Here is a 25,922-nt window from a genome sequence, read left to right as displayed (position 1 = left end):
TTGCCAACCATACCGCAATGGTGTTACATAACACCGTCACATCATCCGACCGAGGAGTTCCCGTGCCGATCGAGCTCTCCAACCCGCCCGGCATCCCCGCCCCGGAGTTCTACCGCCAGATGGCCGTGGCCACCGGCTCGCGCACCGTCTACCTGGCCGGCCAGGTCGCCCGGACGGCGGACGGGGAGCCGATCGGCGCCGGCGACCTCGCCGCGCAGGTGGAGCAGGCGTACCTCAACGTGGCCACCGCCCTGGAGTCGGTGGGCGGCAGCTTCGCCGACGTCGCCAAGCTCACCGTCTACGTCGTGGACTGGTCGCCGGAGAAGCTCCCCGCCCTCGGCGCGGGAGTGGGCCGGGCCGCCGAGCGCCTGGGCGCCGACCTCACCAAGCCGGTGACGCTCCTGCCGGTGGTCGCCCTGGGCGAACCCGACCTGCTCGTCGAGGTGGACGCCGTCGCCGTCCTCCCCTGAAGGACCCCCTGCCCCACACCGCTCGCAGCCCGGCCTCGCCCGCAGGCTCCGGCCCCGTCCCGGGTCCCGCCCCGAGCTGGCGAGGGGTGGGGAGGACGGGGTCCTTCGCCGAGGGTGGAGAGGGGCGAGGTCCTCCTTCAGCCCAGGGACGGGCGCCGCACCAGCACCATCTCGTCGCGGTGCACGATCTCGCGCTGGTACTCCGGGTCCAGCTCGCTGGTCTTGCGGCCCAGCAGCGGTGGCAGCTCCTTGGCGTCGTAGGCGACCAGGCCGCGGGCCACCACGACGCCGTCGGGACCGACCAGCTCCACCGGGTCGTCGGCGAGGAACTCCCCCGCCACCCCGGTGATGCCGGCGGGCAGCAGGGAGGCGCCGCGCTCGCGCACCGCCCGGACCGCCCCCTCGTCGAGGTGCAGCCGGCCGCGCGGCCGGGTGGCGAAGCGCAGCCAGAACTGGCGGGCCCGGGGCCGCGGCCCCATGACGGCGAAGCGGGTGCCGACCGGCTCGCCGGCCAGCGCGGCGGCGGCCTGGGCGGCCGAGGTGACGACGACGGGGACGCCGGCGTGCGCGGCGATCAGCGCGGCCTCGACCTTGGTGGCCATCCCGCCGGTGCCCACACCGTTGCGGCGGGCGGTGCCGAGGGTGACCTCCCCCAGGTCGGCGGGGTCGCGCACGGTGTCCAGCAGCTGCGCCGGCCCCTGCCGCGGGTCGCCGTCGTAGACGCCGTCGACGTCGCTGAACAGCAGCAGCGCGTCGGCTCGGGCGACGTGCGCGACCAGCGCGGCCAGCCGGTCGTTGTCGCCGAACCGGATCTCCTCGGTGGCCACCGTGTCGTTCTCGTTGACGATCGGCAGCACGCCGAGGGTGAGCAGCCGCTCCAGCGTGCGCTGGGCGTTGCGGTAGTGGCTGCGTCGGGTGAGGTCGTCGGCGGTCAGCAGCACCTGCCCGACGGTCACCTCGTGCCGGGCGAAGGCGTCGGCGTAGGTCTGCACCAGGCGCAGCTGGCCGACGCTGGCGGCGGCCTGGGCCGTGGCGAGGTCCCGCGGCCGGCCGGCGACCCCCAGCGGGGCCAGGCCGGCGGCGATCGCTCCGGAGGAGACGAGGACGACCTCGCGGCCCTGCGCGTGCACCGCGCCGAGGACGTCGACCAGGGCGGCCAACCGCTGCTCGTCCAGCCCGCCGGGCAGGCTGGTCAGCGACGAGGAGCCGACCTTGACCACGACCCGGCGCGCACCGGCGATCTCCGGGCGCAGGCTCACCCGTCGTCCCCGGGCAGGTCGTCGTCCCCGGGCAGGTCCTCGTCGGTCCAGGTCTCGGTGAGCTCGTAGGGCACCCGGCGGGCCTTCTTGGCGGCCAGCCGCTCCTCGGCGCGCACCCGGTGCGGGGCGTCGATGCGGGAGTCGGTGCCGCGCCCGCCGAGCCCGGCGGTCTCCTCGACGCTCAACGTGCCGGCCGGCAGCGTCGGCACGAAGTCGAAGGCGACGTCGCCGATGACGATGGTGTCCCCCTCCTGCGCGCCGGCCTCCTGCAGGGCGTCCTCGACGCCGAGCCGGTTGAGCCGGTCGGCGAGGAAGCCCACGGCCTCGTCGTTGGTGAAGTCGGTCTGGCGCACCCAGCGCTCGGGCTTGGTCCCGCGCACGGTGAACGCGCCCTCGTCCTCCGGGTCGCGCTCGACGGTGAAGCCGCTGTCGTCGACCGCGCGCGGGGTGAGGGTGACCCGCACCGGCTCGGGCTCGGGCAGCGCGGCGCGGTGCTCCTCCACGGCCTGCGCCAGTGCGAAGCCGAGCTCGCGCAGCCCCTCGCCGGTCGCGGCGCTGACCGGGAACACCTGCAGGCCGCGCTGCTCCAGCGGCTCGCGGACCAGGTCGACCAGCTCGCGCCCGTCGGGCACGTCGATCTTGTTGAGGACGGCGACCCGCAGCCGGTCGACGAGGTCCCCGCGGTACTGCGCCAGCTCGTGCTGCAGCGCCTCGATGTCGCTCTCCGGGTCGCGGCCGGGCTCCATCGTGGCCATGTCGACGACGTGCACCAGGACGGCGCAGCGCTCGATGTGGCGGAGGAACTCCAGGCCCAGCCCGCGACCCTCGGACGCGCCGGGGATGAGCCCGGGGACGTCGGCCATCGTGAAGACGGTGTCGCCCGCGCGAACGACGCCGAGGTTCGGCACCAGCGTGGTGAACGGGTAGTCGGCGATCTTCGGCCGCGCCGCGGACATGGCCGCGATCAGCGAGGACTTGCCCGCCGACGGGAAGCCGACCAGGCCGACGTCGGCGATGCTCTTGAGCTCGATGACGGCGTCGAAGGCCTCGCCCGGCTCCCCGAGCAGCGCGAAGCCCGGCGCCTTCCGGCGGGCGTTGGCCAGCGCGGCGTTGCCCAGGCCGCCCTTGCCGCCGTGCGCCAGGACGACCCGGGTGCCGGTGCCGACGAGGTCGGCGATCACCCGGCCGTCGGGGGTGCTGACCACGGTGCCGGCGGGAACGCGCAGCACGCGGTCCTCACCGCGGGCGCCGTGGCGGTTGCTGCCCTCACCGGGGCGGCCGTTACCGGCCTTCTGGTGCGGGCGGTGGTGGAAGTCCAGCAGCGTGTGCACGCTGGGGTCCACCTCGAGGACGACGTCCCCGCCGTTGCCGCCGTTGCCCCCGTCGGGGCCGCCGAGCGGCTTGAACTTCTCGCGGTGGATCGAGGCGACGCCGTGCCCGCCGTTGCCGGCGGCGACGTGCACGACCACGCGGTCGACGAAAGCGGCCATGTCCGCGCCGCCTCCTGCTTCTTCGCTGTCAAGCGCCACGAGCGCACGGGCCGGCGGCCCGTGCGCTCGTCGCGGTACGTGTGTGCTGAGGTCCCGTCCCCGGTCCCGCTGGCCTCCCTGCAGGGTCCCGCTGCGAGCTCGCGAGTCGCGGGGGCAGGGAGGTCCTTCTACGAGCGGTGGTAGCGGCGGGGTCCTGTGATCAGGCCTCGACCGCGGAGATGGAGACGGTCTTGCGTCCCCGCCGGGTGCCGAAGGTCACCGCACCGGGCTGCAGCGCGAACAGCGTGTCGTCGCCGCCGCGGCCGACGCCCAGGCCCGGGTGGAAGTGGGTCCCGCGCTGGCGCACGATGATCTCGCCGGCCTTCACGACCTGGCCCCCGAAGCGCTTGACGCCGAGGCGCTGCGCGTTCGAGTCGCGGCCGTTGCGGGAGGACGAGGCGCCCTTCTTGTGTGCCATGTCGTCGTCAGCCCTTCGTGATGTCGCGGACCACGACGTCGGTGAGGGGCTGACGGTGCCCCTGACGCTTGTGGTAGCCGGTCTTGTTCTTGAACTTGTGGATGCGGATCTTCGGGCCCTTGCCGTGGCCGACGATCTCGCCGGTCACGGTCACCCCGGCCAGCGTCTCCGCGTCGCTGGTGACGGTGTCGCCGTCGACCAGGAGCAGGGCCGGGAGGGTGACGGAGTCGCCCGCCTCACCCACGAGACGGTTGACCGTGAACCGGTCGCCCACGGCCACCTTGTGCTGCCGGCCACCGGCCTTCACGACTGCGTACACCACTGAACTCCTCGATCGCCTCTGTCATGTCCTGCGTGCGCCCGGACGTCGGGCGCCGGGTGCTGGACGGGCTGCCCGCCTCCCAGGCGGCACCAGACGGTGCGCGCGACCAGGGCGGTGCAACCCGACCAGCGTACCCGAGCGGCGGGGACCCGGTCGAACGGGGGAAGGGGGAGGACCCCCGGCTCCGCCCCGGCCCCCTCCCGGGCCCCGCCCCGAGCTGGCGAGGGGGCAGGAGGGGGTCCTCCTCCTCAGGACGCCGGCGGTCCGGCCGGCCGGCTGGCAGCCCGACGGCGGCGCGGGCGGGTGACCGGCGTGGCGGTCCCGCTGCCGTCGTCGGCCACCGGCGCACCGGTCTCGCCCGTCGCGCCGCCGGACGGCGTGTCGGCGGGCGCCTGCTCCGCGGGGGGCTCGTCGTCCATGGGACCGGGGTCGTCCGGTCCGGCGCCGGTGGGCACGTCCTCGTCGTCGGACCGCCCGGTGTCCACGGCCTGGTCCGCCGGCTCGGCCGGCGAGGGCTCGGCGAGCGCCGGCACTGCGGGCACCGGCTCCGCGGCGACCGGCTCCGAGGGCGCCGCCTCCGCGGCGGCCGGCTGCTCGGCGACCGGCTCGGCGGCGGCCGTCCCCTCGGCCGCGGGCTCCGCGACGGGCTCGGGCGCCGCCTCCGGGGTTCCGGCAGCGGGCTGGTCGGGCTCGACCGCAGCCGGCTCGGCGTCCGCGGTCTCCGCGTCCCCGGACTCACCGACGGCGGCGAGCACCGCGGCATCCTCGGCCGCCCGCTCCTCACCGGACTGGCTGCGGTTGCGGCGACCGCGGTTGCGCCGGCCGCCGCCGGAGCGCTGGCCCTCGCCGTCGCCGTCCGCGCTGCCCGGAGCCGGCGCCTCGGCACCGACCGCCACGGGCTCGGCCGCAACGGCGTCCTTCGCGTCCTCCGGCGCGGCGCTGTCCTTGCCGCCGCCACCGCCACCGCGCTGCTGCTCGCGCCGACCGTTGCCGCCGCCGGTGCCCCCGCCGCCGTTGCCGCGGCGCTTCTCGTCCACCGGGTCGACGTGCACGATGACGCCCCGGCCGCGGCAGTGCTCGCACGGCTCGGAGAAGACCTCGAGCAGCCCCTGGCCGACCCGCTTGCGGGTCATCTGCACCAGGCCCAGCGAGGTGACCTCGGCGACCTGGTGCTTGGTGCGGTCGCGGCCCAGGCACTCGGTCAGCCGCCGCAGCACCAGGTCGCGGTTGCTCTCGAGCACCATGTCGATGAAGTCGATGACGATGATGCCGCCGATGTCCCGCAACCGGAGCTGGCGGACGATCTCCTCGGCCGCCTCCATGTTGTTGCGCGTGACGGTCTGCTCGAGGTTGCCGCCGGAGCCGGTGAACTTGCCGGTGTTGACGTCGACGACGGTCATCGCCTCGGTGCGGTCGATGACCAGCGAGCCGCCCGAGGGCAGCCACACCTTGCGGTCGAGCGCCTTGGCCAGCTGCTCGTCGATGCGCAGGTCGCGGAAGACGTCGCCCTCGCCGGTGTGGCGGCCCAGCCGGCCGACCAGCTCCGGGGAGACGTGCGCGACGTAGGCCTCGACGGTGTCCCAGGCGTCGTCGCCCTGGACGACGAGCTCCTTGAAGTCCTCGTTGAAGACGTCGCGGATGACCCGGATGGCGAGGTCGGGCTCGCCGTAGAGCAGCGACGGGGCGTTGGAGGAGGACTCCGCCTTCTTCTGGATGACGTCCCACTGCGCCTGCAGGCGGGCGACGTCGCGGGTCAGCTCCTCCTCCGAGGCCCCCTCGGCGGCGGTGCGGATGATCACACCGGCGTCCTCGGGGACGATCTTCTTGAGGATGTCCTTGAGCCGCTGCCGCTCGGTGTCGGGCAGCTTGCGGCTGATGCCGGTCATCGAGCCGCCGGGCACGTAGACCAGGAAGCGGCCGGGCAGGTTGACCTGCTGGGTGAGCCGGGCGCCCTTGTGACCGATCGGGTCCTTGGTGACCTGCACCAGCACCTTGTCGCCGGACTTCAGCGCCTGCTCGATGGAGCGCTGCTTGCCGGTCAACCCGGCGGCGTCCCAGTTGACCTCGCCGGCGTAGAGGACGGCGTTGCGGCCCTTGCCGATGTCGATGAACGCCGCCTCCATGCTGGGCAGCACGTTCTGCACCCGGCCGAGGTAGACGTTGCCGGCGAAGGACGTCGCCTGCGCCTGGGTCACGTAGTGCTCGACCAGCACGTCGTCCTCGAGGACGGCGATCTGCGTGCGCTCGCCCCGCTGACGGATGACCATCTTGCGGTCGACGGCCTCGCGGCGGGCGAGGAACTCGGCCTCGGTGAGGATCGGCGCCCGGCGGCGGCCGTTGTCCCGGCCGTCACGGCGGCGCTGGCGCTTGGCCTCCAGGCGGGTGGAGCCGGTGACGCCCTTGACGTCGTCGTCGCTGGTGGTGCGGCCGTTGCGGCCGGCGCGCTCGGGACGGTCGTCGTCGCTCTCCGCGGTGACCTCGCCGGCCTCCCCGGTGCTCCCGCGGCGGCGCCGGCGGCGCCGGCGACGGGTGCTGGAGCCGCCCTCGCCCTCGTCACCCTCGGCGGTGTCCTCACCGCTGTCGGCGTCGGTGTCCTCCTCGGCGTCGTCGGCGTCCTGCTCGTCGGCGTCCTGCTCGTCGCCGGTGTCCTCGTCGCCGGTGTCCTCGTCGTCCTCGGCATCGGCGGCGTCGTCCCCGCTGCGCCCGCGACCGCGGCCCCGGCGGCCCCTACGGCGGCGCCGGCTGCCCCCGGACCCGTTGTCCTCGCCGTCGTCGCTGCCGGTGTCGGGATCGGCCTCGGCGTCCGCCGTGCCGTCCTCGTCGGTGTCGGTGTCCTCGCTGGGCGCGGGGGTCTCGTCCGCGCCGGAGCGGCGGCGGGAGCGGCTGCGCCGGGAGCGCGGCGCCGGCGTCTCGTCCTCGGCGTCCTCGGCCGGCTCGACGTCGGTCTCCTCGACCGTCGGCGACTCGGCGAGCGGACGCCGGCTGCGCCGGCGGGGCGGCGGGACGTCGGTCTCGGCCGGCGCGACGAAGCTCACGAACGCCGGGATCGGAGGGGCCGCGGCCGTCACGGGCGGGTGGTCACCGGGGTCGGCCGCGCCGGCCGGGCGGGTGGCCCGCCGGCGGGGGCGGGCGATGACCGCGGTGGGTTCCGGGGAGCTGAACTGGGCGCCGAAGCGGGAGACCGGGGGTTCCTCGGGCTCGGTGGCCGGCTCGAGGCTCTCGGCGTCCTCCTCGGCGGCGGCGAGCTCCTTCACGGCGGCGGCCTGCTCGCCGGCGTCGTCGTCCTCACCGGCCTCGGCGGCGCGGAGCTCGTCCTCGGCCCCGGCGGTCCCCGTGCCCTGCGGCAGGGCGGTGGGGTCGAGGCCCTCGTCGGCCGGGGTGGTCGTGCTGTCGTCTGTCTGGTCGGCCACGCGTGGCTCGCCTCCTGTGTGGTGCTCCCGGGCGCCGATCACAGGGACTGGCGGCCGCGCAGGAGCACGGGGTCGGACGGGTCGGGCCCCCGCGCCGGGTACGGCGGCAGGCGCGACCCGCGAAGTCTGGGGGCCGGTGTCCGGGCGAGGAGTTGCCGCGGCCGGGCGCCGGTCGTGCGGGTCGTTCGGTGGTGCGAGCTCTCGGGGTGCGTCACGTCTGGCAGCCGTGCCGCTCGACGTCGTGCGGCCCCGGGGCCCACCGGTCAGACTGCGGCGGGCTCCCCCTGGCAGCGGGTGCCCGCGACGCGGTCCGGGCCGAGCGGGTCGGCCACGGTCCCGGTGTCGTCGAGCCGGCCCTGCGCCTCACGCACGGCCCGAGGGGGCGACGGCGGGCGCAGGTCGGCGACGGCAACCAGGGCGGCCAACACGTCGTCGGGTCGAACGGCGGGCGTCACCTGCCGGACGACCATGTGCAGTATGGCACAACCTGCCTCCTCGGCCGCCGCCGCACTGACCACGGCCGCCCGCGCGTCGACGTCCCTCAGCCCGTTCTTGGTGCGCTTCTCGACGGTGACCACGTCCGCGGCGAGGAACGCCTCGACGGCCGCTGCCAGCTCGGCCGGCGCCACCCCCGGCAGCTCCACCCGCCAGGCCGCGGCGTCGATCCGGTCGGCCAGGGACCCGGAGCCCAGGGCCTCCACGCACTCGAGGACGTCGATGCCGGGGGGCAGCGACGCGTCCAGCGCGGCGCGCACCTCCTCGGGATCGCGTGGCTCGGCCAGGCCGATCTCCACGTACTCGGCCTCGCTGGCCGCGCCGGTGGGCGCCGCGCCCACGTAGGAGATCTTCGGGTGCGGCGAGAAGCCGGCGGAGAAGGCCATCGGCACGCGCGCGCGGCGCAGCGCCCGCTCCAGGGCACGGGCCAGGTCGCGGTGGGAGGCGAAGCGCAGCGGGCCGCGCTTGGCGTAGCGCAGCCGCAGCTTCTGCACGGTGGGCGGCGGGGGCGGCCCCTCGGGCTGGCGGGCCACTAGCGGCCGACGACCGTGAGCGGGAGCAGGCTGCGCCCCGTGGGGCCGATCTGGATCTCGGTGCCGTTGGTCGGGCAGACGCCGCAGTCGTAGCAGGGGGTCCACCGGCAGTCGGCGACCTCCTCCTCCGACAGCGCGTCCTGCCAGTCGTCCCAGAGCCACTCCTTGTCCAGCCCGGAGTCCAGGTGGTCCCAGGGCAGGATCTCCTCCTGGCCGCGCTCGCGGGTGGTGTACCAGTCCAGGTCGACGCCGAGCGGCACGAGTTCGTCGGCCGCAGCGGTGGTCCAGCGCTCGTAGGAGAAGTGCTCGCTCCAGCCGTCGAACCGGCCACCCTCGCGCCACACGCGCTCGATCACCCGGCCGACCCGGCGGTCGCCCCGGGAGAGCAGGCCCTCGACGATGCCCGGCTTGCCGTCGTGGTAGCGCAGTCCGATCGAGCGGCCGGTGCGGCGGTCGGCGTTGATGGCCTGCCGCAGGAGCTTGAGCCGGGAGTCGATCGTCTCGGCGCCGGCCTGCCCGGCCCACTGGAACGGCGTGTGCGGCTTGGGCACGAACCCGCCGATCGAGACGGTGCACCGGATGTCCTTGCGGCCGCTGGCCTCCCGGCCGGCGCGGATGACCTCCACCGCGAGCTCGGCGATCTCCAGCACGTCCTCGTCGGTCTCGGTCGGCAGACCGCACATGAAGTAGAGCTTCACCTGCTGCCAGCCGTTGGCGTAGGCCGTGGTCACGGTGCGGACCAGGTCGTCCTTGGACACCGTCTTGTTGATCACCCGTCGGATGCGCTCGCTGCCGCCCTCGGGGGCGAAGGTCAGGCCGGAGCGCCGGCCGTTGCGGGACAGCTCGTTGGCGAGGGTGACGTTGAAGGCGTCCACCCGGGTGGACGGCAGCGACAGCCCGGTGTTGGTGCCCTCGTAGCGATCGGCGAGCTGCTTGGCGACCTGGCCGATCTCGGAGTGGTCGGCGCTGGACAAAGACAGCAGCCCGACCTCCTCGTAGCCGGTGGCGCGCAGGCCCTGGTCGACCATCGAGCCGATGCCGGTGATGGTCCGCTCGCGCACCGGCCGGGTGATCATCCCGGCCTGGCAGAACCGGCAGCCGCGGGTGCAGCCGCGGAAGATCTCCACGCTCATCCGCTCGTGCACGCTCTCGGCCATCGGCACCAGCGGCGTCTTCGGGTAGGGCCACTCGTCGAGGTCCAGAACGGTGCGCTTGCCGACCCGCGCGGGCACGTCGTCCCGGGTGCGGGTCACCGCCGCGATGGCGCCGTCCGGGCCGTAGGAGACCGCGTAGAAGCGCGGCACGTAGACGCCGTCGACGCGCGCGAGGCGGGCCAGCAGCTCGAGGCGCCCACCGGGGCGGCCCTGCTCCTTCCACGCGCGGACCACGTCGGTGATGTCGCCGACGACCTGCTCACCGTCGCCCAGGACGGCGCAGTCGACGAAGTCGGCGATCGGCTCGGGGTTGAACGCGGCGTGCCCGCCGGCCACGACGACGGGGTGCGTCTCGTCGCGGTGGTGGGCGTGCAGCGGCACCCCGGCGAGGTCGAGGGCCTCGAGCAGGTTCGTGTAGCCCAGCTCGGTGGCGAAGCTGACGCCGAGCAGGTCGAAGTCGGCGACCGCCCGGTGGGAGTCGACGGTGAACTGGCCGACGCCGTGCTCCCGCATCAGCGCGGCGAGGTCGGGCCAGACCGCGTAGGTGCGCTCGGCCAGGGCGTCGGGCCGCTCGTTGAGCACCTCGTAGAGGATCATCAGGCCCTGGTTGGGCAGCCCCACCTCGTAGGCGTCGGGGTACATCAGCGCCCAGTGGACGGCGACGTCGTCCCACGCCTTGACCTGCGCGTTCAGCTCACCGCCGACGTACTGGATCGGCTTCTGCACCTGCGCGAGGAGCGGTTCGAGACGGGGGTACAGCGATTCACCGTTCATGACCCGTCCAGGGTAGACGGCGACCGGCGCTCCTCCCCCACGCCCGGACCGGCCGGAACCGGGCACCCGCCACTCCCGAGGGCGCGACCCGAGCGCGTCGGCACGCCGCGTTCGTGCACCCAGGGCTTCGTCGCTTGACTCAGTTCGTAGCAATAATGCTACGTTGCGTCGCATGGGACGACAGCGCAAGTCCGAGGCGGACAAGGTCCACGACCGCATCGCCGTGCTGCGGGCCGACCGCGGGGTGAGCCGGAAGGAACTCGCGGACGCCGTCGGCGTCCACCCGCAGACGATCGGCTACGTGGAGCGAGGCGACTACAGCCCGTCGCTGGCGCTGGCCCTGCGCATCGCCCGCTTCTTCGACCTGCCGGTCGAAGCGGTGTTCTCGCTCGACCCGCTGCCCTCGCTCAGCCAGGAACTCCTCAGGAGGACGTCGTGAGCATCTCCCCCGACCAGACCTACCTCGCCCGCACCTTCGAGGACGGGCGCTACGCCTGGGCGCGCACGCGACGGGTACGCCGCCGCACCGTCGTCGCCCAGGCCGTGCTGCTGGCCGCGCTCGTCGCCGTCACGGTGGCCGCGGCGTCGACGCGCGAAGGCTGGACGACGTGGTACTTCGTCGCCTGGACCGTCGGCATGCTGGGGTTCATCCCGCTGCACTCGGTGCTGAACCTGGGCATCCGGGGGGTGTTCGACCGCGACGACCGGTCACTCGACGAGCACCAGCAGCGCCTGCGGGAGCGGTCCCACAGCGCGATGGGCTGGCCCGGCACGGCACTGACCCTCGCGGCGTGGACCGGGGCGGTCGCCGTCGTCGCGCTCACCGACCACGTCGCGATGGCGCTCTGCCTCGGGTTCCTGCTCTGGTTCACCGCCGGCCTGCTGGCCTACTGGCACCTGGCCTGGACGGCGCCCGAGGAGCCGACCGACGCCGACCTCGAGGACTGATCCCACGCCCGGGCTCGCCGGGAGCGACGTCGGCGGTCTCGCCGGGCACGGACGCCCACCCCGCCGGGACTGCCGACGCCGTCGCGGACCTCAGCCCAGCTGCGGGAAGAACAGCGCGATCTCCCGGTCGGCGGACTCGTCGGAGTCCGAGCCGTGGACGATGTTGCTCTGCACCTCCAGGGCGAAGTCGCCGCGGATGGTGCCGGGGGCGGCCTTCACCGGGTCGGTGGCGCCGGCCAGCGCGCGGAACGCCTCGACCGCCCGCGGGCCCTCCACGACCAGGGCGAGCAGCGGACCGCCGGTGATGAACTCCACCAGCGAGCCGAAGAACGGCTTCTCGCGGTGCTCGCCGTAGTGCTCCTCGGCGACCTCCCGGGTCAGCGTGCGCAGCTCGGCGGCGACCAGGCGCAGGCCCTTGGCCTCCAGGCGCGAGATCACCTCGCCGACCAGGCCGCGGGCGACGCCATCGGGCTTGACGAGGACGAGGGTGCGATCGGTCACGGGGCGGCAGCCTACGGGGGACGCCGTGCTCACCCGAGGGGGTGGACCCGCTACGGGTCCGCAGGGTCCGCGCCGATGACGCGTGCATGCCGTCCCGCTCGTGGTCCGCCCGCGTGGCCCTCACCGCCGTGCTGCTCCCCGTCCTGTCCGTGGTCGTCGCCGCTCCCGCGCACGCGGAGGAGCAGGCGACCGTGGACGTGCTGACCCTCGTCGACGGCGAGTACGTCGTCGAGACGGTGGCGGTCCCGGCTCCGCAGGCGGAGGCGACGGCGGACCGGCTGGAGGACTCCCCCGAGGTGGTGGCCGCCAGCCCGTCGGTGACCTACGACGTCGTGGGCTCGCCCGACCCGTACTGGGAGGCCGACGACCCGGGCGAGGCGGGCAGGGTGCGTGCGGCCTGGGACCGCAGCCGGGGTGAGGGCCAGATCGTCGCCGTGCTGGACACCGCCGCGACCATCTCGCACCCCGACCTGTCCGGCGCCGTGGTCGCGGGCACCGACGTCGCCGGTGGCGCCGGCGAACCCTGGCACGGCTACGGCGTGGCAGGGGTCGTCGCGGCCCGCGCCGACAACGGGATCGGCGGCGCCGGGATGGCCCCCGAGGCACGGGTCATGCCGGTGCGGGTCTGCAACGACGGCGGCTGCACGTCGGCCGCCGTGGCGCGCGGGGTGCTCTGGGCCGCCGACCACGGCGCCGACGTCATCAACATGTCCCTCGCCGGCTCCACCTACTCCGACGTGACGGCGGCGGCGATCCGGTACGCCCTCGACCGGGGCATCTCGGTCGTCGCCTCCGCCGGGAACGACGGGCGCAACGGCAACCCGGTCATGTACCCGGCCGCCAACAGCGGCGTCATCGCCGTCTCCGCCACCACGGGCACCGGCGCCCCGGCGGACTGGGCGCAGCACGGCTGGCAGGTCGACGTCTCGACGGTCGGCGACAGCGTCCTCATGACCTTTCCCGGCGACGACTACGCCACCGGCTCGGGCACGTCCTTCTCCGGCCCCGCGGTGGCCGGCGCCGTCGCCCTGCTGCGGGCGTCCCACCCGGGCATCGCTCCCGAGGACGTGCAGGCCGCCCTGCAGGCGGGCGCCGACAGCGCGTCCTGGGACCGCGCCTGGGGCGCCGGCCGGCTCGACGTGCCGGCCGCCATGGCCGTCGCGGACCGCACCGGCGCCGCGCCCACGGTCGTCGCCTCCCCCGGCGCCCTGGCCGTCAGCTGGGACGCCGTCCCGGGCGCGACCTCCTACGCCGTCCGGGTCGACGGCGTCGTCCGGGCACAGGTCGCCGGGACCAGCGCGACCGTGACCGGGCTGACCAACGGCAACCAGGTCGCCGTCGACGTCCAGCCGGACACCGGCGACCGCAGCCGCCCGGCGCTCGCCACCGTCGGGGCGCCGGCCCCGCCCACCCCGGTCCTGCACAGCGCGTCCCTGGGCGGCACGAGCACCAGCGCGACGATCGGCCTCTCCGCATCCGTCACCGGCACCCCCAGCGGGCGGTACGCGATCGTGCGGGACGGCGTGAGCATGGGGACGGTCTCCTACATCTTCGACGCCACGCCGAGGACCCTGACGATCGGGATCGGCCGCATGCCGACCACGGAGACGCGGTGGCAGCTGCGCGCACTGGACAACCTCGGCCGGAGCAGCCCGGACTCCAACGCCGTCACCACCGGCTCCGGGACGCCGGCACCTCCGGCCGCGGTGACCGGCCTGACCGGCCACGTGGACGGCACGGACGTGCTGCTGACGTGGGACGACCAGGGGACCGCCCACACCTACCGGGTCAGCGCCGAGGGGTCGGTCGTCGCGTCCCCGGTCACCGCGGGCGCCACCCTCCCGGCACCCCCGCCGGGCGTCACCCGGACGTACGCGGTGTCCGCCGTCGACGCGTGGCAGCAGGCCGGGCCCTCGGCGAGCGTGGCCGTGCAGGGTCCGGCCGTCGCGGAGCGGCCGGTCCTGTCCGTCGCCCCCCGCGTGGTGGGCGACCTGACCGTCGGCAGCACCGTCAGCACGCCTGCGGCCTTCACCGGTGCCGACACCGTCGAGCACGTCTGGCGGGCCTGCGCCGGCGACGTCTGCACGGCCCTCGACGGGAGCACGACGCACCGGATCACCTCCGCCGAGCTGGGCAAGCAGCTGGTGGTGCAGGCCATCGCGCGCAACGCCGCCGGCACCACGGTGGTGACCAGCGAACGTTCCGCCGCGGTGGCACCCGCGCAGCCCACCGTGCCCGGCGCTCCGGCCATCGGCTCCGTCACGGCCGGCGACGCCTCGCTCGTCGTCCGGTGGACCGCCCCCGCCGCCACCGGCGGCTCACCGCTGACCGGGTACGTGCTCTCGGCCTACGCCGGCGGCACCACTCCGGCGCGGACCGTGACGGTCGCGGCCGGCACGACGACGCACACCCTCACCGGGCTGACCAACGGCACCGCCTACCAGGTCGCCGTCGCCGCCACCAACGCGGCCGGCACCGGCGCGGAGTCCGCCCGCAGCCAGTCGGTCACCCCACGAGTGCCCGCCACCCCGCCGGGCGCACCGACGATCGGGCGGGTGGAGCCCGGCGACGGATCGGTGCGGGTGCACTGGAGCCCCCCGTCCTCGGACGGCGGCAGCCCGATCACCGGTTACGAGGTCCTGACCTTCCAGGGCTCCACCGTGGTCTCCACGTCCACCGCGGCGGCCACGGCGACCAGCCACCTGGCCACGGGGCTGACCAACGGGACGACCTACGTCCTGGCCGTGGTCGCCCGGAACGCCTCCGGCGTCGGCGGGAGCCCAGCCGTCAGCGCGGCCGTCGCCCCGCAGGCGCCGGCGACGGTCCCGGGGACACCGGGGATCGGCGCCCCGGTCGCGGGCCGGTCGTCGGTGACCGTCCGGTGGACGCCCCCGGCCGCGAACGGGTCGGCGATCACCTCCTACACCGTGCACGCGTACCGCGGTTCCACGGTGGTCGCGACGGCGACCGCTCCCGGCAGCGCCACGAGCGTCGTGGTCCGCGGGCTGTCCGACGGCGTCGCCCACCGCTTCACGGTCACGGCTGCCAGCGGGGTGGGCACCGGTCCGGCATCGGCCCTGAGCGCGGCCGCCACGCCGCGCACCGTCCCGGTGGCCCCGCGCATCGGGACGCCGACCGCCGGCCGGGCCTCCGCCGTCGTGCGCTGGACCGCCCCGACCTCTGACGGGGGGTCCCCCGTCACCGGCTACGTCGTGCGGGCCTACCGCGGGTCGACCCTGGTGCGGACCCTGACCGTGCCGGCCACCGCCCGGCTCACGACGGTCACCGGACTGGTCAACGGCAAGGCCCACCGGTTCACCGTCACCGCCGCCAACGCCGTCGGCGCGGGCCCGGCCTCCGCGCTCAGCGCCACCGTCACGCCGCGCACCGTGCCGTCGGCCCCGGTCATCGGCCGGCCGACGGCGGGCAACTCGGCGGTGACCGTGCGCTGGGCCGCCCCGACCGACACCGGCGGCGCCGCGATCACGGGCTACTCCGTCCGCGTGTACCGCGGCACGGCGGTCGTCAAGACGGTGACCGCCCGCGCCGGCAGCACCAGCCACACCGTCTCCGGCCTGGTCAACGGCACCGGCTACCGGTTCACCGTCGCCGCGGTCAACGCCGCCGGGACCGGCCGCGCCTCCGCGCTGAGCGCCACCGTCACCCCGCGGCGCTAGCCGGTCGGGCCGGCGTCGTCCTCCCTCGGGAGGCGCGCCGGCCCAGGCCCACCGAACGGGGAGCCGAGCAGCTCCTTGCGCACCTGCAGCAGGTACAGCCAGATCAGTACGAACGCACCGGCCACGAACCACATGGCGCCGTTGAGCAAGCCGGTCGCCAGCAGCGGGACCTGCAGCACGGTGCCGGCGACCAGGCCCCAGGGACGACGCTGCACACCCGAGGCGAGGACCAGGACCACGGAGAGCACCAGCAGCAGCGTCAGCCGCACACCGTCGAGGCCCTCCTCGGTCTGCGCGATCCCGCGCGGTACGAACAGGACGGCGATGCCCTCCAGCACCAGCACGCCGGCCGCGGCCCCCCGCAGGGCCCGCGCCGCCCCCACCGGGTCCGGGGCGGTCACGGCGTCGTCCCGCCCATGAGCGCGCGGGCCTCCCCCGCGGTGATGACGCTCCCGGTGACCAGCACGCCGGAGCCGCCCAGTGCGTCGTCCGGGCCGGCCTCGGCCAGCTCGATCGCCTCCGTCAGCGCCTCGGGCAACCGCGGCGAGACGCTGACGCGGTCGGCGCCGAAGACGTCGACGGCCAGCGCACCCAGCTCGTCGGCCGGCACCGCCCGTGGCGAGCTGTTCTGGGTCACCACCAGCTCCGCGCACACGGGCTCGAGCTCGCGCAGCATCCCCTCGACGTCCTTGCCGCGCACCACGCCCACCACGCCGACCAACCGGGTGAAGTCGAAGGACTCCCGGATCGCGTCGACCGTCGCGGTCATGCCGGCCGGGTTGTGCGCGGCGTCGACCAGCACCGTCGGACTGGTGCGCACCCGCTCGAGCCGGCCGGGCGAGCGGACGGCGGCGAACGCGGCGCGCACGGTCTCCTGGTCGATCGGCCCGGTCGCCGCCCCGGCCCCGAGGAACGCCTCGACGGCGGCGAGCGCGGTCGCGGCGTTCTGCGCCTGGTGCGCGCCGAAGAGCGGGAGGAAGACCTCCTCGTACTCGCCGCCGAGACCCTGCAGGCGCAGCTGCTGCCCCCCGACGGCGACCCTCCGGTCGAGCACGCCGAACTCGGTGCCCTCGCGCGCGACCACGGCCTCCACCTCGACCGCGCGGCGGACCAGCGCGTCGAGCGCCGCCGGCTGCTGGCGGGCCAGCACCGCGACCGCGTCGCGCTTGATCACCCCGGCCTTCTCGCCGGCGATGGTGCCGACGTCGGGCCCCAGGTACTCGGCGTGGTCGAGCGCGACCGGCGTGACCACGGCGACGCGGGCGTCGACGACGTTGGTCGCGTCCCAGGTGCCGCCCATCCCGACCTCGATGACGGCGACGTCGACCGGCGCGTCGGCGAAGGTCGCGTAGGCCATGCCCACCATGACCTCGAAGAAGCTCATGGGGTGCTCGCCGGCGGCGTCGACCATCTGCACGTAGGGCGCGATGTCGTCGTGGGTCTCGACGAAGCGCTCGGCGCCGACCGGCTCGCCGTCGAGCACGATCCGCTCGCGGACCGACTGCAGGTGCGGGCTGGTGAAACGGCCCACACGCAGGCCGAAGCCGCGCAGCAGCTCGTCGACCATCCGCGCCGTCGTCGTCTTGCCGTTGGTGCCGGCCACGTGGACGACGGGGTACGCGCGGTGCGGGGAGCCCAGCAGGTCGACCAGGGCGGAGATCCGGCCCAGCGAGGGCTGCAGACGGGTCTCCGGCCAGCGGGCCAGCAGCTCCGCCTCGACGCGGGCGAGATCGGAGTCCACCGTGCTGCTCATCCTCTCCAGGATGCCAGTCACCCACTACCTACGATGAGGAGCATGACCACCGACATCCACACCCCGGAGACCACCGTCCCCGGAGCGGGCGCCGGTGTACCCGAGAAGCCGTCGCTGGACGGGCTCGAGGAGAAGTGGGCCGCCCACTGGGCGGGTGCCGACACCTACGCCTTCGACCGCGCGGCCGCGCTCTCCGCGCCCCGGGACCAGACCTGGTCGATCGACACCCCGCCGCCGACGGCCAGCGGCTCGCTGCACGTCGGGCACGTGTTCAGCTACACGCACACCGACATCGTCGCCCGCTACCAGCGGATGCGCGGCAAGCACGTCTTCTACCCGATGGGCTGGGACGACAACGGCCTGCCGACCGAGCGCCGCGTGCAGAACTACTACGGCGTCCGCTGCGACCCCTCGCTCCCCTACGACGAGGGCTTCGAGCCGCCGGCCAAGCCGGGCAAGGACCAGCTGCCGGTCTCGCGTCGCAACTTCGTCGAGCTGTGCGAGCGGCTGACCGCCGAGGACGAGCTGGCCTTCGAGCAGCTGTGGCGCCGGGTCGGGCTGTCGGTGGACTGGACCAACGTCTACCGGACGATCTCGGAGACCTCCCGCGCCACCGCCCAGCGGGCGTTCCTGCACAACCTCGCCCGCGGGGAGGCCTACGCGCAGGAGGCGCCGACCCTCTGGGACGTCACCTTCCGCACGGCGGTCGCCCAGGCCGAGCTCGAGGACCGGGAGCGCCCCGGCGCCTACCACCGGATCTCGTTCCACGCCGCGGACGGGCCCGTCTTCATCGAGACCACCCGGCCGGAGCTGATCCCCGCCTGCGTCGCGCTGGTCGCCCACCCCGACGACGAGCGCTACCGGCCGCTGTTCGGCCAGACGGTGCGGACGCCGCTGTTCGGCGTCGAGGTGCCGGTCGTCGCCCACCGCCTCGCCGAGCCCGACAAGGGCTCGGGCATCGCGATGATCTGCACCTTCGGCGACCTCAACGACGTCACCTGGTGGCGCGAGCTGCAGCTGCCCACCCGCGCGATCGTCGGCTGGGACGGCCGGCTGCTGCCCGAGGCGCCGTCCGGCGTCCCGGCGGACCCGTATGCCGAGCTGGCCGGCAAGACCGTGTTCAGCGCCCAGCAGCGGATCGTGGAGATGCTGCGCGAGTCCGGGGACCTGGACGGCGACCCGCGGCCGATCACCCACCCGGTGAAGTTCTTCGAGAAGGGCGAGCGGCCGCTGGAGATCGTCACCACGCGGCAGTGGTACATCCGCAACGGCGGCCGGGACGACGCCCTGCGGTCCGCGCTCATCGAGCGCGGCCGGGAGATCCAGTGGGTCCCCGACCACATGCGGCACCGCTACGAGAACTGGGTCGAGGGGCTCAACGGCGACTGGCTGATCAGCCGCCAGCGCTTCTTCGGCGTGCCCTTCCCGGTCTGGTACCGGCTCGACCCCGAGGGCGAGCCGGTCCACGACGACCCGATCCTGGCGCCGGAGTCATCCCTGCCGGTCGACCCGTCCTCCGACGTCCCCGAGGGCTACGACGAGTCGCAGCGCGGCGTGCCCGGCGGGTTCGTCGCCGACCCCGACGTCATGGACACCTGGGCGACGTCGTCGCTGTCCCCGCAGGTGGCCTCGGGCTGGGACACCGACCCGGAGCTGTTCGCGCACGTCTTCCCGATGGACCAGCGGCCGCAGGCCCACGACATCATCCGCACCTGGCTGTTCTCCACCGTCGTCCGCTCGCACTTCGAGCACGGCACGGTGCCGTGGACGCACGCCACGATCTCCGGCTTCGTCGTCGACCCGGACCGCAAGAAGATGTCGAAGTCGAAGGGCAACGTCGTCACGCCGATCGACGTGCTCGAGCGCTACGGCACCGACGCGGTGCGCTGGCGGGCCGCCGGCGCCCGGCCGGGGGCGGACTCGCCGTTCGACGAGGCGCAGATGAAGGTCGGCCGCCGGCTGGCCATCAAGATCCTCAACGTCGGCAAGTTCGTGCTGGGGCTGGGCGCGTCGGCCGACCTGTCGGCCTCGGACGTGACCGAGCCGATCGACCGCGGGCTGCTGGCCGGGCTGGCGGGCGTGGTCGACGAGGCGACCGCGGCGATGGAGTCCTACAACTACACCCGCGCGCTCGAGGTCGCCGAGGCGTTCTTCTGGTCGTTCTGCGACGACTACGTGGAGCTGGTGAAGTCCCGCGCCTACGGGTCGGGGCCGGCCGCCGAGTCCGCCCGGGCCACCCTGGCGCTGGCGCTGTCGGTGCAGCTGCGGCTGTTCGCGCCGGTGCTGCCGTTCGTCACCGAGGAGGTCTGGTCCTGGTGGCAGTCTGGCTCGGTGCACCGCGCGCCGTGGCCGGCCGCGACCGACCTGCCGGCCGGGGGTGACCCCGCGGTGGTGTCGGTGGTGGCGACCGCGCTGGCCGGGGTCCGCAAGGCCAAGTCCGACGCCAAGGTCTCGATGCGGGCCGACGTCGAGTCCGCGACGGTGACCGCGCCGGCCGAGCAGGTGCCGCTCGTGGAGGCCGCGCGCACCGACCTCACCGAGGCCGGCCGGATCGCCTCGCTGGCCGTCGTCGCCGGCGAGGGTCCGCTCGCCGTGGACGTCGTCCTCGCCCCACCCGCCGAGTAATCCCTTCCCCGGGCGTCCCGGTGCGCTGGTCGGCAGGTGTCAGCTCAGGATCTGCCGATCAGCGCACACGGTGAGCGGCGAACAGCCGCAACCGGGTCTCCCGTACGGCGAGGATCTCCTGACGACACGCGTCCGGGGCCGACATCATGCACGCGTAGCCGAAGCGGAGGGTCTGCCAGCCGATCGTCGCCAGCAGCGCGTCCCGGGCGATGTCGGCCTCCCGCTGGGCCCGCGATCCGTGCCATGCGGCGCCGTCCATCTCCACGGCCAGCAAGACGTCGTCGTACGCCGCGTCGAGGACGAACGTCCGCCCGGCGACCGTCACCCGGCGCTGCTGCACGAAGGGGGGCATCCCCGGCGCGCGCAGCACCTGGAGACAGCCCCAGATCTCCAGCTCACTGCGACAGCCGTCGGCCAGCAGCGTCGCCAGGCGCGACAACTCCACGCGGTCACTGAGCCGGGGTCGGCGCGCCAGCTCGGCCGAGAGGTCTCGCGGTGAACAGTGCCGATCCCGCACCGCGGTGATGGCTGCCGCCCGGACGACCGTGCGGTCGAGCCCAGTCGAGCGCGGCCAGGAGTCGACCACCGACCGCTCGACGGAGGTGACCGCCAGCCCGTCGACACGTCGCCGTTCGGCCCAGATGGCCGGAGCGCGGTGAACCACCACCCCTGCGGAGCCGCGAGCGCTCATCGAGGTGTCAACGGAGACGTGCACCGGACCGCTCGGGTGTCCCGCGAGGCCCCACAGCGCCAGCGCGGTGCCGTGGCTAGCCACCGCCTCCCGTCCCTCCAGTGCTGCGGACAGACGGGCGCGCCACTGCTGCGCCGCGGACGGGAGGGCGAGGACGCCGGGACGCAGTCGGACCAGCTTCCCGGCTGCGACCCACGAGCCCACGGTGCGCGGGCTCACCTGCGTGAGGAGCTCCTCGCTGGTCACCCAGCCTCGGGGACCGACCACCAGGGACACGTCGAACGCCATGCCGGGAGGGTGCTGCGCGGGGCGGCCGCCGCAGGCCGGTCGGGCGGATCTGTGGACAGCCGGGGTCGACCACGTGCGCCGATCGGCACCCCGTCCGCTACGACCTGCCGAACGGCGCACGCAGTCCGGTCCGGGAACGGCGACGGCCCGCCTCCCTCGTGGGAGACGGGCCGTCGCGCGGCCCCGTCCAGGGCACCGCCCCGAGCCGGCGAGGGGTGGGGAGGACGGGGTCCTTCGTCAGGCGGACTTCTCGCGGCGCTCGCGGGACGGCTTGCGCGGCACGATCGTCGGGTTGACGTGCTCCAGCACGACCTCCTTGGAGATCACCACGGAGGCGACGTCGTCCCGGCTGGGAACGTCGTACATCACCGACTGCAGGACCTCCTCCATGATCGCCCGGAGCCCGCGGGCGCCGGTGCCGCGGAGGATGGCCTGGTCGGCGATCGACTCGAGGGCGTCGTCGCTGAACTCGAGGTCCACCCCGTCGAGCTCGAAGAGCCGCCGGTACTGGCGCACCAGGGCGTTCTTCGGCTCGGTCAGGATGTTGATCAGCGCCTCGCGGTCCAGCTTCTCCACGCTGGTGATGACCGGGAGCCGGCCGATGAACTCGGGGATCATCCCGAACTTCAGCAGGTCCTCGGGCATGACCTCGGCGAAGGTGTTGGCCTCGTCGATCTCCTTCTTGCTGCGGATCTCCGAGCCGAAGCCGATGCCCTGCTTGCCGGCCCGCTGCTCGATGATCTTCTCCAGCCCGGCGAAGGCGCCGCCCACGATGAACAGCACGTTCGTCGTGTCGATCTGGATGAACTCCTGGTGCGGGTGCTTGCGGCCACCCTGCGGGGGCACCGAGGCCGTCGTCCCCTCGAGGATCTTCAGCAGCGCCTGCTGCACGCCCTCGCCGGAGACGTCGCGGGTGATCGACGGGTTCTCGCTCTTGCGGGCGATCTTGTCGACCTCGTCGATGTAGATGATCCCGGTCTCGGCCCGCTTGACGTCGTAGTCGGCGGCCTGGATCAGCTTGAGCAGGATGTTCTCGACGTCCTCACCGACGTAGCCGGCCTCGGTGAGGGCGGTGGCGTCGGCGATGGCGAACGGCACGTTGAGCATCCGGGCCAGGGTCTGGGCCAGGTGGGTCTTGCCGCAGCCGGTGGGGCCCATCAGCAGGATGTTGGACTTGGCCAGCTCGACCGTGTCGTCGCGGCTGCCGGCGTTGCCCGCCTGCACCCGCTTGTAGTGGTTGTAGACCGCGACCGAGAGCGCACGCTTGGCCTTGTCCTGGCCGATGACGTACTGCTCGAGGAAGTCGTGGATCTCCTTGGGCTTCGGCAGCTCGTCGAACTTCAGGTCCGACGACTCCGAGAGCTCTTCCTCGATGATCTCGTTGCAGAGATCGATGCACTCGTCGCAGATGTAGACCCCGGGGCCAGCGATGAGCTTCTTGACCTGCTTCTGGCTCTTCCCGCAGAACGAGCACTTGAGCAGGTCACCGCTCTCACCGATTCGTGCCACCTGCTGACCTCCACCTCGGGGGGATTCCAGGCTCCTGGTGTCTCAGGGGCCCGCCTGTTGATGGTGCTGATGTCCCGTGCTCGGCCCCGCTCCGGCGAGGTCCTCCTCCCGGCACGTGGGGGCCGGGGATCGGGCGTTCGCCGACCGTACCTGCTGGCACCGGCCTCGCAGGGCGATGACTCGCCCGGCGGGGACGGCGCCTGCGACCACGTGCGTCCCGCGTCCCCCGACGGTACGGGTCGAGTGCCCGACACGCGCGCACTCGGCCCGTACCGCTTTCGGGAGATCAGGCCGGCAGGGCGTTGAGCTTGCGGCTCTGGATGACCGCGTCGACGATCCCGTACTCCTTGGCCTCCGCGGCCGTGAGGATCTTGTCGCGGTCGATGTCGGACCGGACCTGCTCCTGGGTGCGGCCCGTGTGCCGCGCCAGGATCTGCTCCATCTGGCTGCGCACCCGCTCGATCTCGGCGGCGTGGATCTCCAGGTCGGAGACCTGACCGCCGGCCTCACCGGAGGGCTGGTGGATCAGCACGCGCGAGTACGGCAGCGCGAGGCGCTTGCCGGGGGTGCCGGCGGCCAGCAGGACGGCGGCGGCCGAGGCGGCCTGGCCCATGCAGACGGTCTGGATGTCGGGCCGGACGAACATCATCGTGTCGTAGATGGCCATCAGCGACGTGAACGAGCCACCGGGCGAGTTGATGTAGATCGTGATGTCGCGGTCGGGGTCGTTCGACTCCAGCGTGATCAGCTGGGCCATGACGTCGTTGGCCGACGCGTCGTCGATCTGCACCCCGAGGAAGATGATCCGCTCCTCGAAAAGCTTGTTGTAGGGGTTGGACTCCTTCATGCCGTAGCTGGTCCGCTCCACGAAGGAGGGCAGCACGTAACGGCTGGAGGGCATCTGGAAGCTCATGGCAGTTCTCCTCCGAACCGTCAGTTGTCGGTGACCGGGTTGGCCTGGTCGGTCATGGCGGCACGGCTGACGACGTGGTCGACGAAGCCGTACTCGAGCGCCTCCTGCGCGGTGAACCAGCGGTCGCGGTCGGAGTCCTTCGCGATCTGCTCGACGCTCTGCCCGGTGTGGAAGGACTGCAGCTCGTTGAGCTCGCGCTTCGTGCGGCGGAACAGGTCGGCCTGGATGGCGATGTCGGCCGCGGTGCCGCCGACGCCGGCGGAGGGCTGGTGCATCATGATCCGCGCGTGCGGCAGGGCGTACCGCTTGCCCTTGGTACCGGCGGTCAGCAGGAACTGGCCCATCGAGGCCGCCAGGCCCATGCCGTAGGTGGCGACGTCGCAGTCGATGAACTGCATCGTGTCGTAGATGGCCATGCCGGCGCTGACCGAGCCGCCGGGCGAGTTGATGTACAGGTGGATGTCGCGCTTGGGGTCCTCGGCGGACAGCAGCAGCATCTGCGCGGCGAGCTGGTTGGCGATGACGTCGTCGACCTGGGTGCCCAGGAAGATGATGCGCTCGCGCAGGAGCCGCTCGTAAACGGAGTCGCCGAGGTTCATCCCCCCGGCGGCGCCACGCAGGAGCGGCGCGCTCGCCTGGTTCGGGTTGGTGCTCACGGGTGCGGTGACCTCCGTTGGACTGTCGGGCAGTCGCTCTCGCTGGGCGGGGCTGGTGGTGCCGACCCGGCACGCCGCCGTGGTGCGGTGTACCCGGTGCCGGCCTGGGTCTGCGTCGACCCTAACGCGCGCGCGGGAGGGGGCAGTCCCGACGCGGGGGGTGTTCGCCGTCGGCGCAGCGACCGGCGGCGAGGCACCCTGCGGGAACGCGCGACGCCGTCCCTCCCCGGGTCGCGGGGTGGGACGGCGTCGGTGGTGCGAGGGCCCCTTCCGGGGGTCTCCGTCAGCCCTTGGTGACGTCCTCGGTGTCGGCCGTGGCGCCCTCGGTCGCCTCGACGGCGGTCGCGTTGGCCACCTCGGCGTCGGGGGCCTCGTCGACGTCGGCGGCGTCGGCGGTGTCGGCGTCCTCCGCGTCGGCGTCCTCGGCGTCCGCGGTCGCGGCGGCGGGGGCCTGCACCGTGCGCGGGCGGAGCGCCTCGAGGTCGACCACGTTGCCGGAGGCGTCGGTGATCGTCGTCTCCTCGAGCAGCTGGGCGAGGGTCTTGGTGCGGCGGACGTCGGCGACGAACTCGGCGATGTTGCCGCCCTCCTGCAGCTGCTGGGCGTACTGCTCCGGGCTCATCCGGTTGCGCTGGGCCTGCGCCATGATCTGCGCCGAGAGGTCCTCGTTGTCGACGGTGACCTCACGGGCGTCGGCGACGGCGTCCAGGATGAACTGGGTGCGCACCGCCTCCTCGATGTTCTTGCGCTGGTCGGCGTCGTAGGCCTCCTGGCTCTCGACGCCGGACATCTGCAGGAAGCTGTCCCAGTCCATGCCGGCCTGTGCCAGCTCGTTCTGCATGGCCTGGTTGCGCCACTCGATCTCGCGGTCGACCAGGTTCTCCGGGATCGGCACCTCGACGGTCTCGAGCAGGTGCTCGACCAGCTTGTCGCGGGCCTGCGCGCCCTGCTGCAGCACCTTGGTGCGGGCGAGCCGGGTGCGGACGTCCTCCCGCAGCTCCTCGAGGGTGTCGAACTCGCTGGCGGTGGAGGCGAACTCGTCGTCGAGCTCCGGGAGCTCCTTGGTCTTCACCGAGCGGACGGTGACGGTGACGTCGGCCGTCTCACCGGCGTTCGGGCCCTGCAGCAGCGCGGTCTGGAAGGTCGTCGACTCGTCGGCTGACAGCCCGCGGACGGCGTCGTCGAGGCCCTCCATGAGGTTGCCGGAGCCGACCTCGTAGGACATGCCGGTGGTCGACCCGTCCTCGAGCACCTCGTCGCCGAGCTTGGCCTCGAGGTCGATCGAGACGAAGTCGCCGTCCTGGGCGGGGCGGTCGACGCCGGTGAGCATGCCGAAGCGCTCACGCATGACCGAGATCTGCTGGTCGATCTCCTCGTCGGTGACCTCGACGTCGTCGACGGTGACCGCGAGGGCGTCGAGCGACGGCAACTCGACCTTGGGGGCGACGTCGACCTCGGCGGTGAAGGCAAGGGTGTCGTTGTCGTCGAGGCGGGTCACCTCGATGTCGGGCTGGCCCAGGACGCGCACCTGGTTCTCCCGGACGACCTCGGAGTAGACCTCCGGGATGGCGTGCTGGACGACCTGCTCCAGCACGAGCGGCCGGCCGACGCGCTGGTCGAGCACCCGGTTGGGCACCTTGCCGGGGCGGAAGCCGGGCACGCGCACCTGGCGGCCGAGCTCCTTGTAGACCTCACCGAAGGCGTGGTCCAGGTCCCCCCACGGCACCTCGATCGCCATCCGGACCCGCGTGGGGCCCAGTTCCTCGATGGTGCTCTTCACAGCGGCAGTGCTCCTCGATCGACAGACAGGGACGGGCGCCGGGAGACGCCGGGTCGACCCACGAGTCTAGAGACAGCCGCGGAGGTGCCGGTCCGGCGGACCGGGAGGACGGAGACGGTCGGGGTGACAGGATTTGAACCTGCGGCCCCCCGCTCCCAAAGCGGGTGCGCTACCAAGCTGCGCCACACCCCGTGGCGGACCGAGTCTAGGCGGGCCG

General features: G+C 73.8%; 20 protein-coding genes and 1 tRNA gene. 5 read left to right on the top strand and 16 right to left on the bottom strand.

The window, feature by feature from the left end; genetic code table 11:
- Positions 1–62: 62 nt before the first annotated feature.
- Positions 63–470, top strand: a complete 408-nt coding sequence (locus ACWIX3_RS11680) for a RidA family protein (RefSeq protein ID WP_448612232.1) — start codon at positions 63–65, stop codon at positions 468–470.
- A gap of 137 nt (positions 471–607) precedes the next feature.
- Here the strand turns inward: ACWIX3_RS11680 and proB are convergent, their stop codons facing one another.
- The 7 genes from proB to ACWIX3_RS11645 all read right to left on the bottom strand — a co-directional run bounded on the left by proB (position 608) and on the right by ACWIX3_RS11645 (position 10,364).
- The gene (gene proB, locus ACWIX3_RS11675; RefSeq protein ID WP_448612231.1) at positions 608–1,729 is read right to left on the bottom strand and encodes a glutamate 5-kinase; all 1,122 of its coding nucleotides are present in this window, start codon (positions 1,727–1,729) and stop codon (positions 608–610) included.
- Positions 1,726–3,219 (bottom strand): GTPase ObgE, encoded by a 1,494-nt coding sequence (gene obgE, locus ACWIX3_RS11670; RefSeq protein WP_448612230.1) that lies wholly within the window; start codon positions 3,217–3,219, stop codon positions 1,726–1,728. The genes proB and obgE overlap by 4 nt, the downstream gene beginning before the upstream one ends.
- 199 nt (positions 3,220–3,418) lie before the next feature.
- Positions 3,419–3,676: a 50S ribosomal protein L27 gene (gene rpmA, locus ACWIX3_RS11665; RefSeq protein WP_012947748.1), complete on the bottom strand. Its 258-nt coding sequence runs from the start codon at positions 3,674–3,676 to the stop codon at positions 3,419–3,421.
- Positions 3,677–3,683: 7 nt separating this feature from the next.
- Positions 3,684–3,995: a 50S ribosomal protein L21 gene (gene rplU, locus ACWIX3_RS11660; protein WP_012947747.1), complete on the bottom strand. Its 312-nt coding sequence runs from the start codon at positions 3,993–3,995 to the stop codon at positions 3,684–3,686.
- A 251-nt stretch (positions 3,996–4,246) separates the two neighbouring features.
- Positions 4,247–7,408 carry an Rne/Rng family ribonuclease gene (locus ACWIX3_RS11655; RefSeq protein WP_448612229.1) on the bottom strand — a complete coding sequence of 1,054 codons (3,162 nt, stop codon included), beginning with the start codon at positions 7,406–7,408 and terminating at the stop codon, positions 4,247–4,249.
- 263 nt (positions 7,409–7,671) lie between these two features.
- A complete protein-coding gene (locus ACWIX3_RS11650) occupies positions 7,672–8,436 on the bottom strand; it encodes a TIGR03936 family radical SAM-associated protein (RefSeq protein ID WP_448612228.1) in 765 nt (254 codons plus the stop codon).
- Positions 8,436–10,364 carry a TIGR03960 family B12-binding radical SAM protein gene (locus ACWIX3_RS11645; RefSeq protein ID WP_448612227.1) on the bottom strand — a complete coding sequence of 643 codons (1,929 nt, stop codon included), beginning with the start codon at positions 10,362–10,364 and terminating at the stop codon, positions 8,436–8,438. The genes ACWIX3_RS11650 and ACWIX3_RS11645 overlap by 1 nt, the downstream gene beginning before the upstream one ends.
- Before the next feature lie 172 nt (positions 10,365–10,536).
- Here ACWIX3_RS11645 and ACWIX3_RS11640 point away from each other — a divergent pair, with 172 nt between their 5' ends.
- A complete protein-coding gene (locus ACWIX3_RS11640) occupies positions 10,537–10,803 on the top strand; it encodes a helix-turn-helix transcriptional regulator (protein WP_448612226.1) in 267 nt (88 codons plus the stop codon).
- On the top strand, positions 10,800–11,312 hold the full coding sequence (locus ACWIX3_RS11635; RefSeq protein WP_448612225.1) for a hypothetical protein: 513 nt from the start codon (positions 10,800–10,802) through the stop codon (positions 11,310–11,312). Before ACWIX3_RS11640 ends, ACWIX3_RS11635 begins: the two co-directional genes overlap by 4 nt.
- 90 nt (positions 11,313–11,402) lie before the next feature.
- Here ACWIX3_RS11635 and ndk read toward each other — a convergent pair whose 3' ends face one another.
- On the bottom strand, positions 11,403–11,813 hold the full coding sequence (ndk, locus tag ACWIX3_RS11630) for a nucleoside-diphosphate kinase (protein ID WP_448612224.1): 411 nt from the start codon (positions 11,811–11,813) through the stop codon (positions 11,403–11,405).
- Between the two features lie 86 nt (positions 11,814–11,899).
- Between ndk and ACWIX3_RS11625 the strand changes: the two genes are divergently transcribed.
- Positions 11,900–15,490, top strand: a complete 3,591-nt coding sequence (locus tag ACWIX3_RS11625) for a fibronectin type III domain-containing protein (protein WP_448612223.1) — start codon at positions 11,900–11,902, stop codon at positions 15,488–15,490.
- On the opposite strand, the gene ACWIX3_RS11620 is transcribed toward ACWIX3_RS11625, so the two are convergent.
- Both ACWIX3_RS11620 and folC read right to left on the bottom strand, forming a co-directional pair.
- On the bottom strand, positions 15,487–15,891 hold the full coding sequence (locus tag ACWIX3_RS11620; protein ID WP_448612222.1) for a DUF4233 domain-containing protein: 405 nt from the start codon (positions 15,889–15,891) through the stop codon (positions 15,487–15,489). The two genes, ACWIX3_RS11625 and ACWIX3_RS11620, sit on opposite strands and share 4 nt — an antisense overlap.
- Complete coding sequence (gene folC / locus ACWIX3_RS11615) at positions 15,888–17,243, bottom strand: bifunctional tetrahydrofolate synthase/dihydrofolate synthase (protein WP_448612221.1); 1,356 nt, start codon at positions 17,241–17,243, stop codon at positions 15,888–15,890. Before folC ends, ACWIX3_RS11620 begins: the two co-directional genes overlap by 4 nt.
- A 42-nt stretch (positions 17,244–17,285) precedes the next feature.
- Between folC and valS the strand changes: the two genes are divergently transcribed.
- Positions 17,286–19,868 (top strand): valine--tRNA ligase, encoded by a 2,583-nt coding sequence (valS, locus tag ACWIX3_RS11610; protein WP_448612220.1) that lies wholly within the window; start codon positions 17,286–17,288, stop codon positions 19,866–19,868.
- A 58-nt stretch (positions 19,869–19,926) separates the two neighbouring features.
- Here valS and ACWIX3_RS11605 read toward each other — a convergent pair whose 3' ends face one another.
- The 6 genes from ACWIX3_RS11605 to ACWIX3_RS11580 form a co-directional block, all read right to left on the bottom strand.
- Positions 19,927–20,847 carry a DUF559 domain-containing protein gene (locus ACWIX3_RS11605; protein WP_448612219.1) on the bottom strand — a complete coding sequence of 307 codons (921 nt, stop codon included), beginning with the start codon at positions 20,845–20,847 and terminating at the stop codon, positions 19,927–19,929.
- A 237-nt stretch (positions 20,848–21,084) separates the two neighbouring features.
- Entirely contained in the window at positions 21,085–22,356 is a 1,272-nt protein-coding gene (gene clpX / locus ACWIX3_RS11600; protein WP_448612218.1) for an ATP-dependent Clp protease ATP-binding subunit ClpX, read from the bottom strand.
- A gap of 286 nt (positions 22,357–22,642) precedes the next feature.
- Positions 22,643–23,269, bottom strand: a complete 627-nt coding sequence (locus tag ACWIX3_RS11595; RefSeq protein ID WP_448612217.1) for an ATP-dependent Clp protease proteolytic subunit — start codon at positions 23,267–23,269, stop codon at positions 22,643–22,645.
- Between the two features lie 20 nt (positions 23,270–23,289).
- The gene (locus ACWIX3_RS11590; protein ID WP_448612216.1) at positions 23,290–23,925 is read right to left on the bottom strand and encodes an ATP-dependent Clp protease proteolytic subunit; all 636 of its coding nucleotides are present in this window, start codon (positions 23,923–23,925) and stop codon (positions 23,290–23,292) included.
- A 283-nt stretch (positions 23,926–24,208) separates the two neighbouring features.
- Positions 24,209–25,705, bottom strand: coding sequence for a trigger factor (tig, locus tag ACWIX3_RS11585; RefSeq protein ID WP_448612215.1), 1,497 nt, complete (start codon positions 25,703–25,705; stop codon positions 24,209–24,211).
- A 118-nt stretch (positions 25,706–25,823) separates the two neighbouring features.
- A tRNA-Pro gene (locus tag ACWIX3_RS11580) sits at positions 25,824–25,897 on the bottom strand.
- Positions 25,898–25,922 lie beyond the last annotated feature (25 nt).

The sequence above is a fragment of the Geodermatophilus sp. URMC 60 genome (assembly GCF_053502585.1).
The sequence above is the reverse complement of the archived record's forward strand: the minus strand, read 5'-3'. Positions and strand labels throughout refer to the sequence as shown.

Excerpts from the sequence above, each read along its gene's own strand:
- obgE (WP_448612230.1), bottom strand. The coding sequence starts at position 3,219 with ATGGCCGCTTTCGTCGACCGCGTGGTCGTGCACGTCGCCGCCGGCAAC.
- rpmA (WP_012947748.1), bottom strand. The coding sequence starts at position 3,676 with ATGGCACACAAGAAGGGCGCCTCGTCCTCCCGCAACGGCCGCGACTCG.
- ACWIX3_RS11645 (WP_448612227.1), bottom strand. The coding sequence starts at position 10,364 with ATGAACGGTGAATCGCTGTACCCCCGTCTCGAACCGCTCCTCGCGCAG.
- ACWIX3_RS11640 (WP_448612226.1), top strand. The coding sequence starts at position 10,537 with ATGGGACGACAGCGCAAGTCCGAGGCGGACAAGGTCCACGACCGCATC.
- ACWIX3_RS11625 (WP_448612223.1), top strand. The coding sequence starts at position 11,900 with ATGCCGTCCCGCTCGTGGTCCGCCCGCGTGGCCCTCACCGCCGTGCTG.
- folC (WP_448612221.1), bottom strand. The coding sequence starts at position 17,243 with ATGAGCAGCACGGTGGACTCCGATCTCGCCCGCGTCGAGGCGGAGCTG.
- valS (WP_448612220.1), top strand. The coding sequence starts at position 17,286 with ATGACCACCGACATCCACACCCCGGAGACCACCGTCCCCGGAGCGGGC.
- ACWIX3_RS11605 (WP_448612219.1), bottom strand. The coding sequence starts at position 20,847 with ATGGCGTTCGACGTGTCCCTGGTGGTCGGTCCCCGAGGCTGGGTGACC.
- ACWIX3_RS11595 (WP_448612217.1), bottom strand. The coding sequence starts at position 23,269 with ATGAGCTTCCAGATGCCCTCCAGCCGTTACGTGCTGCCCTCCTTCGTG.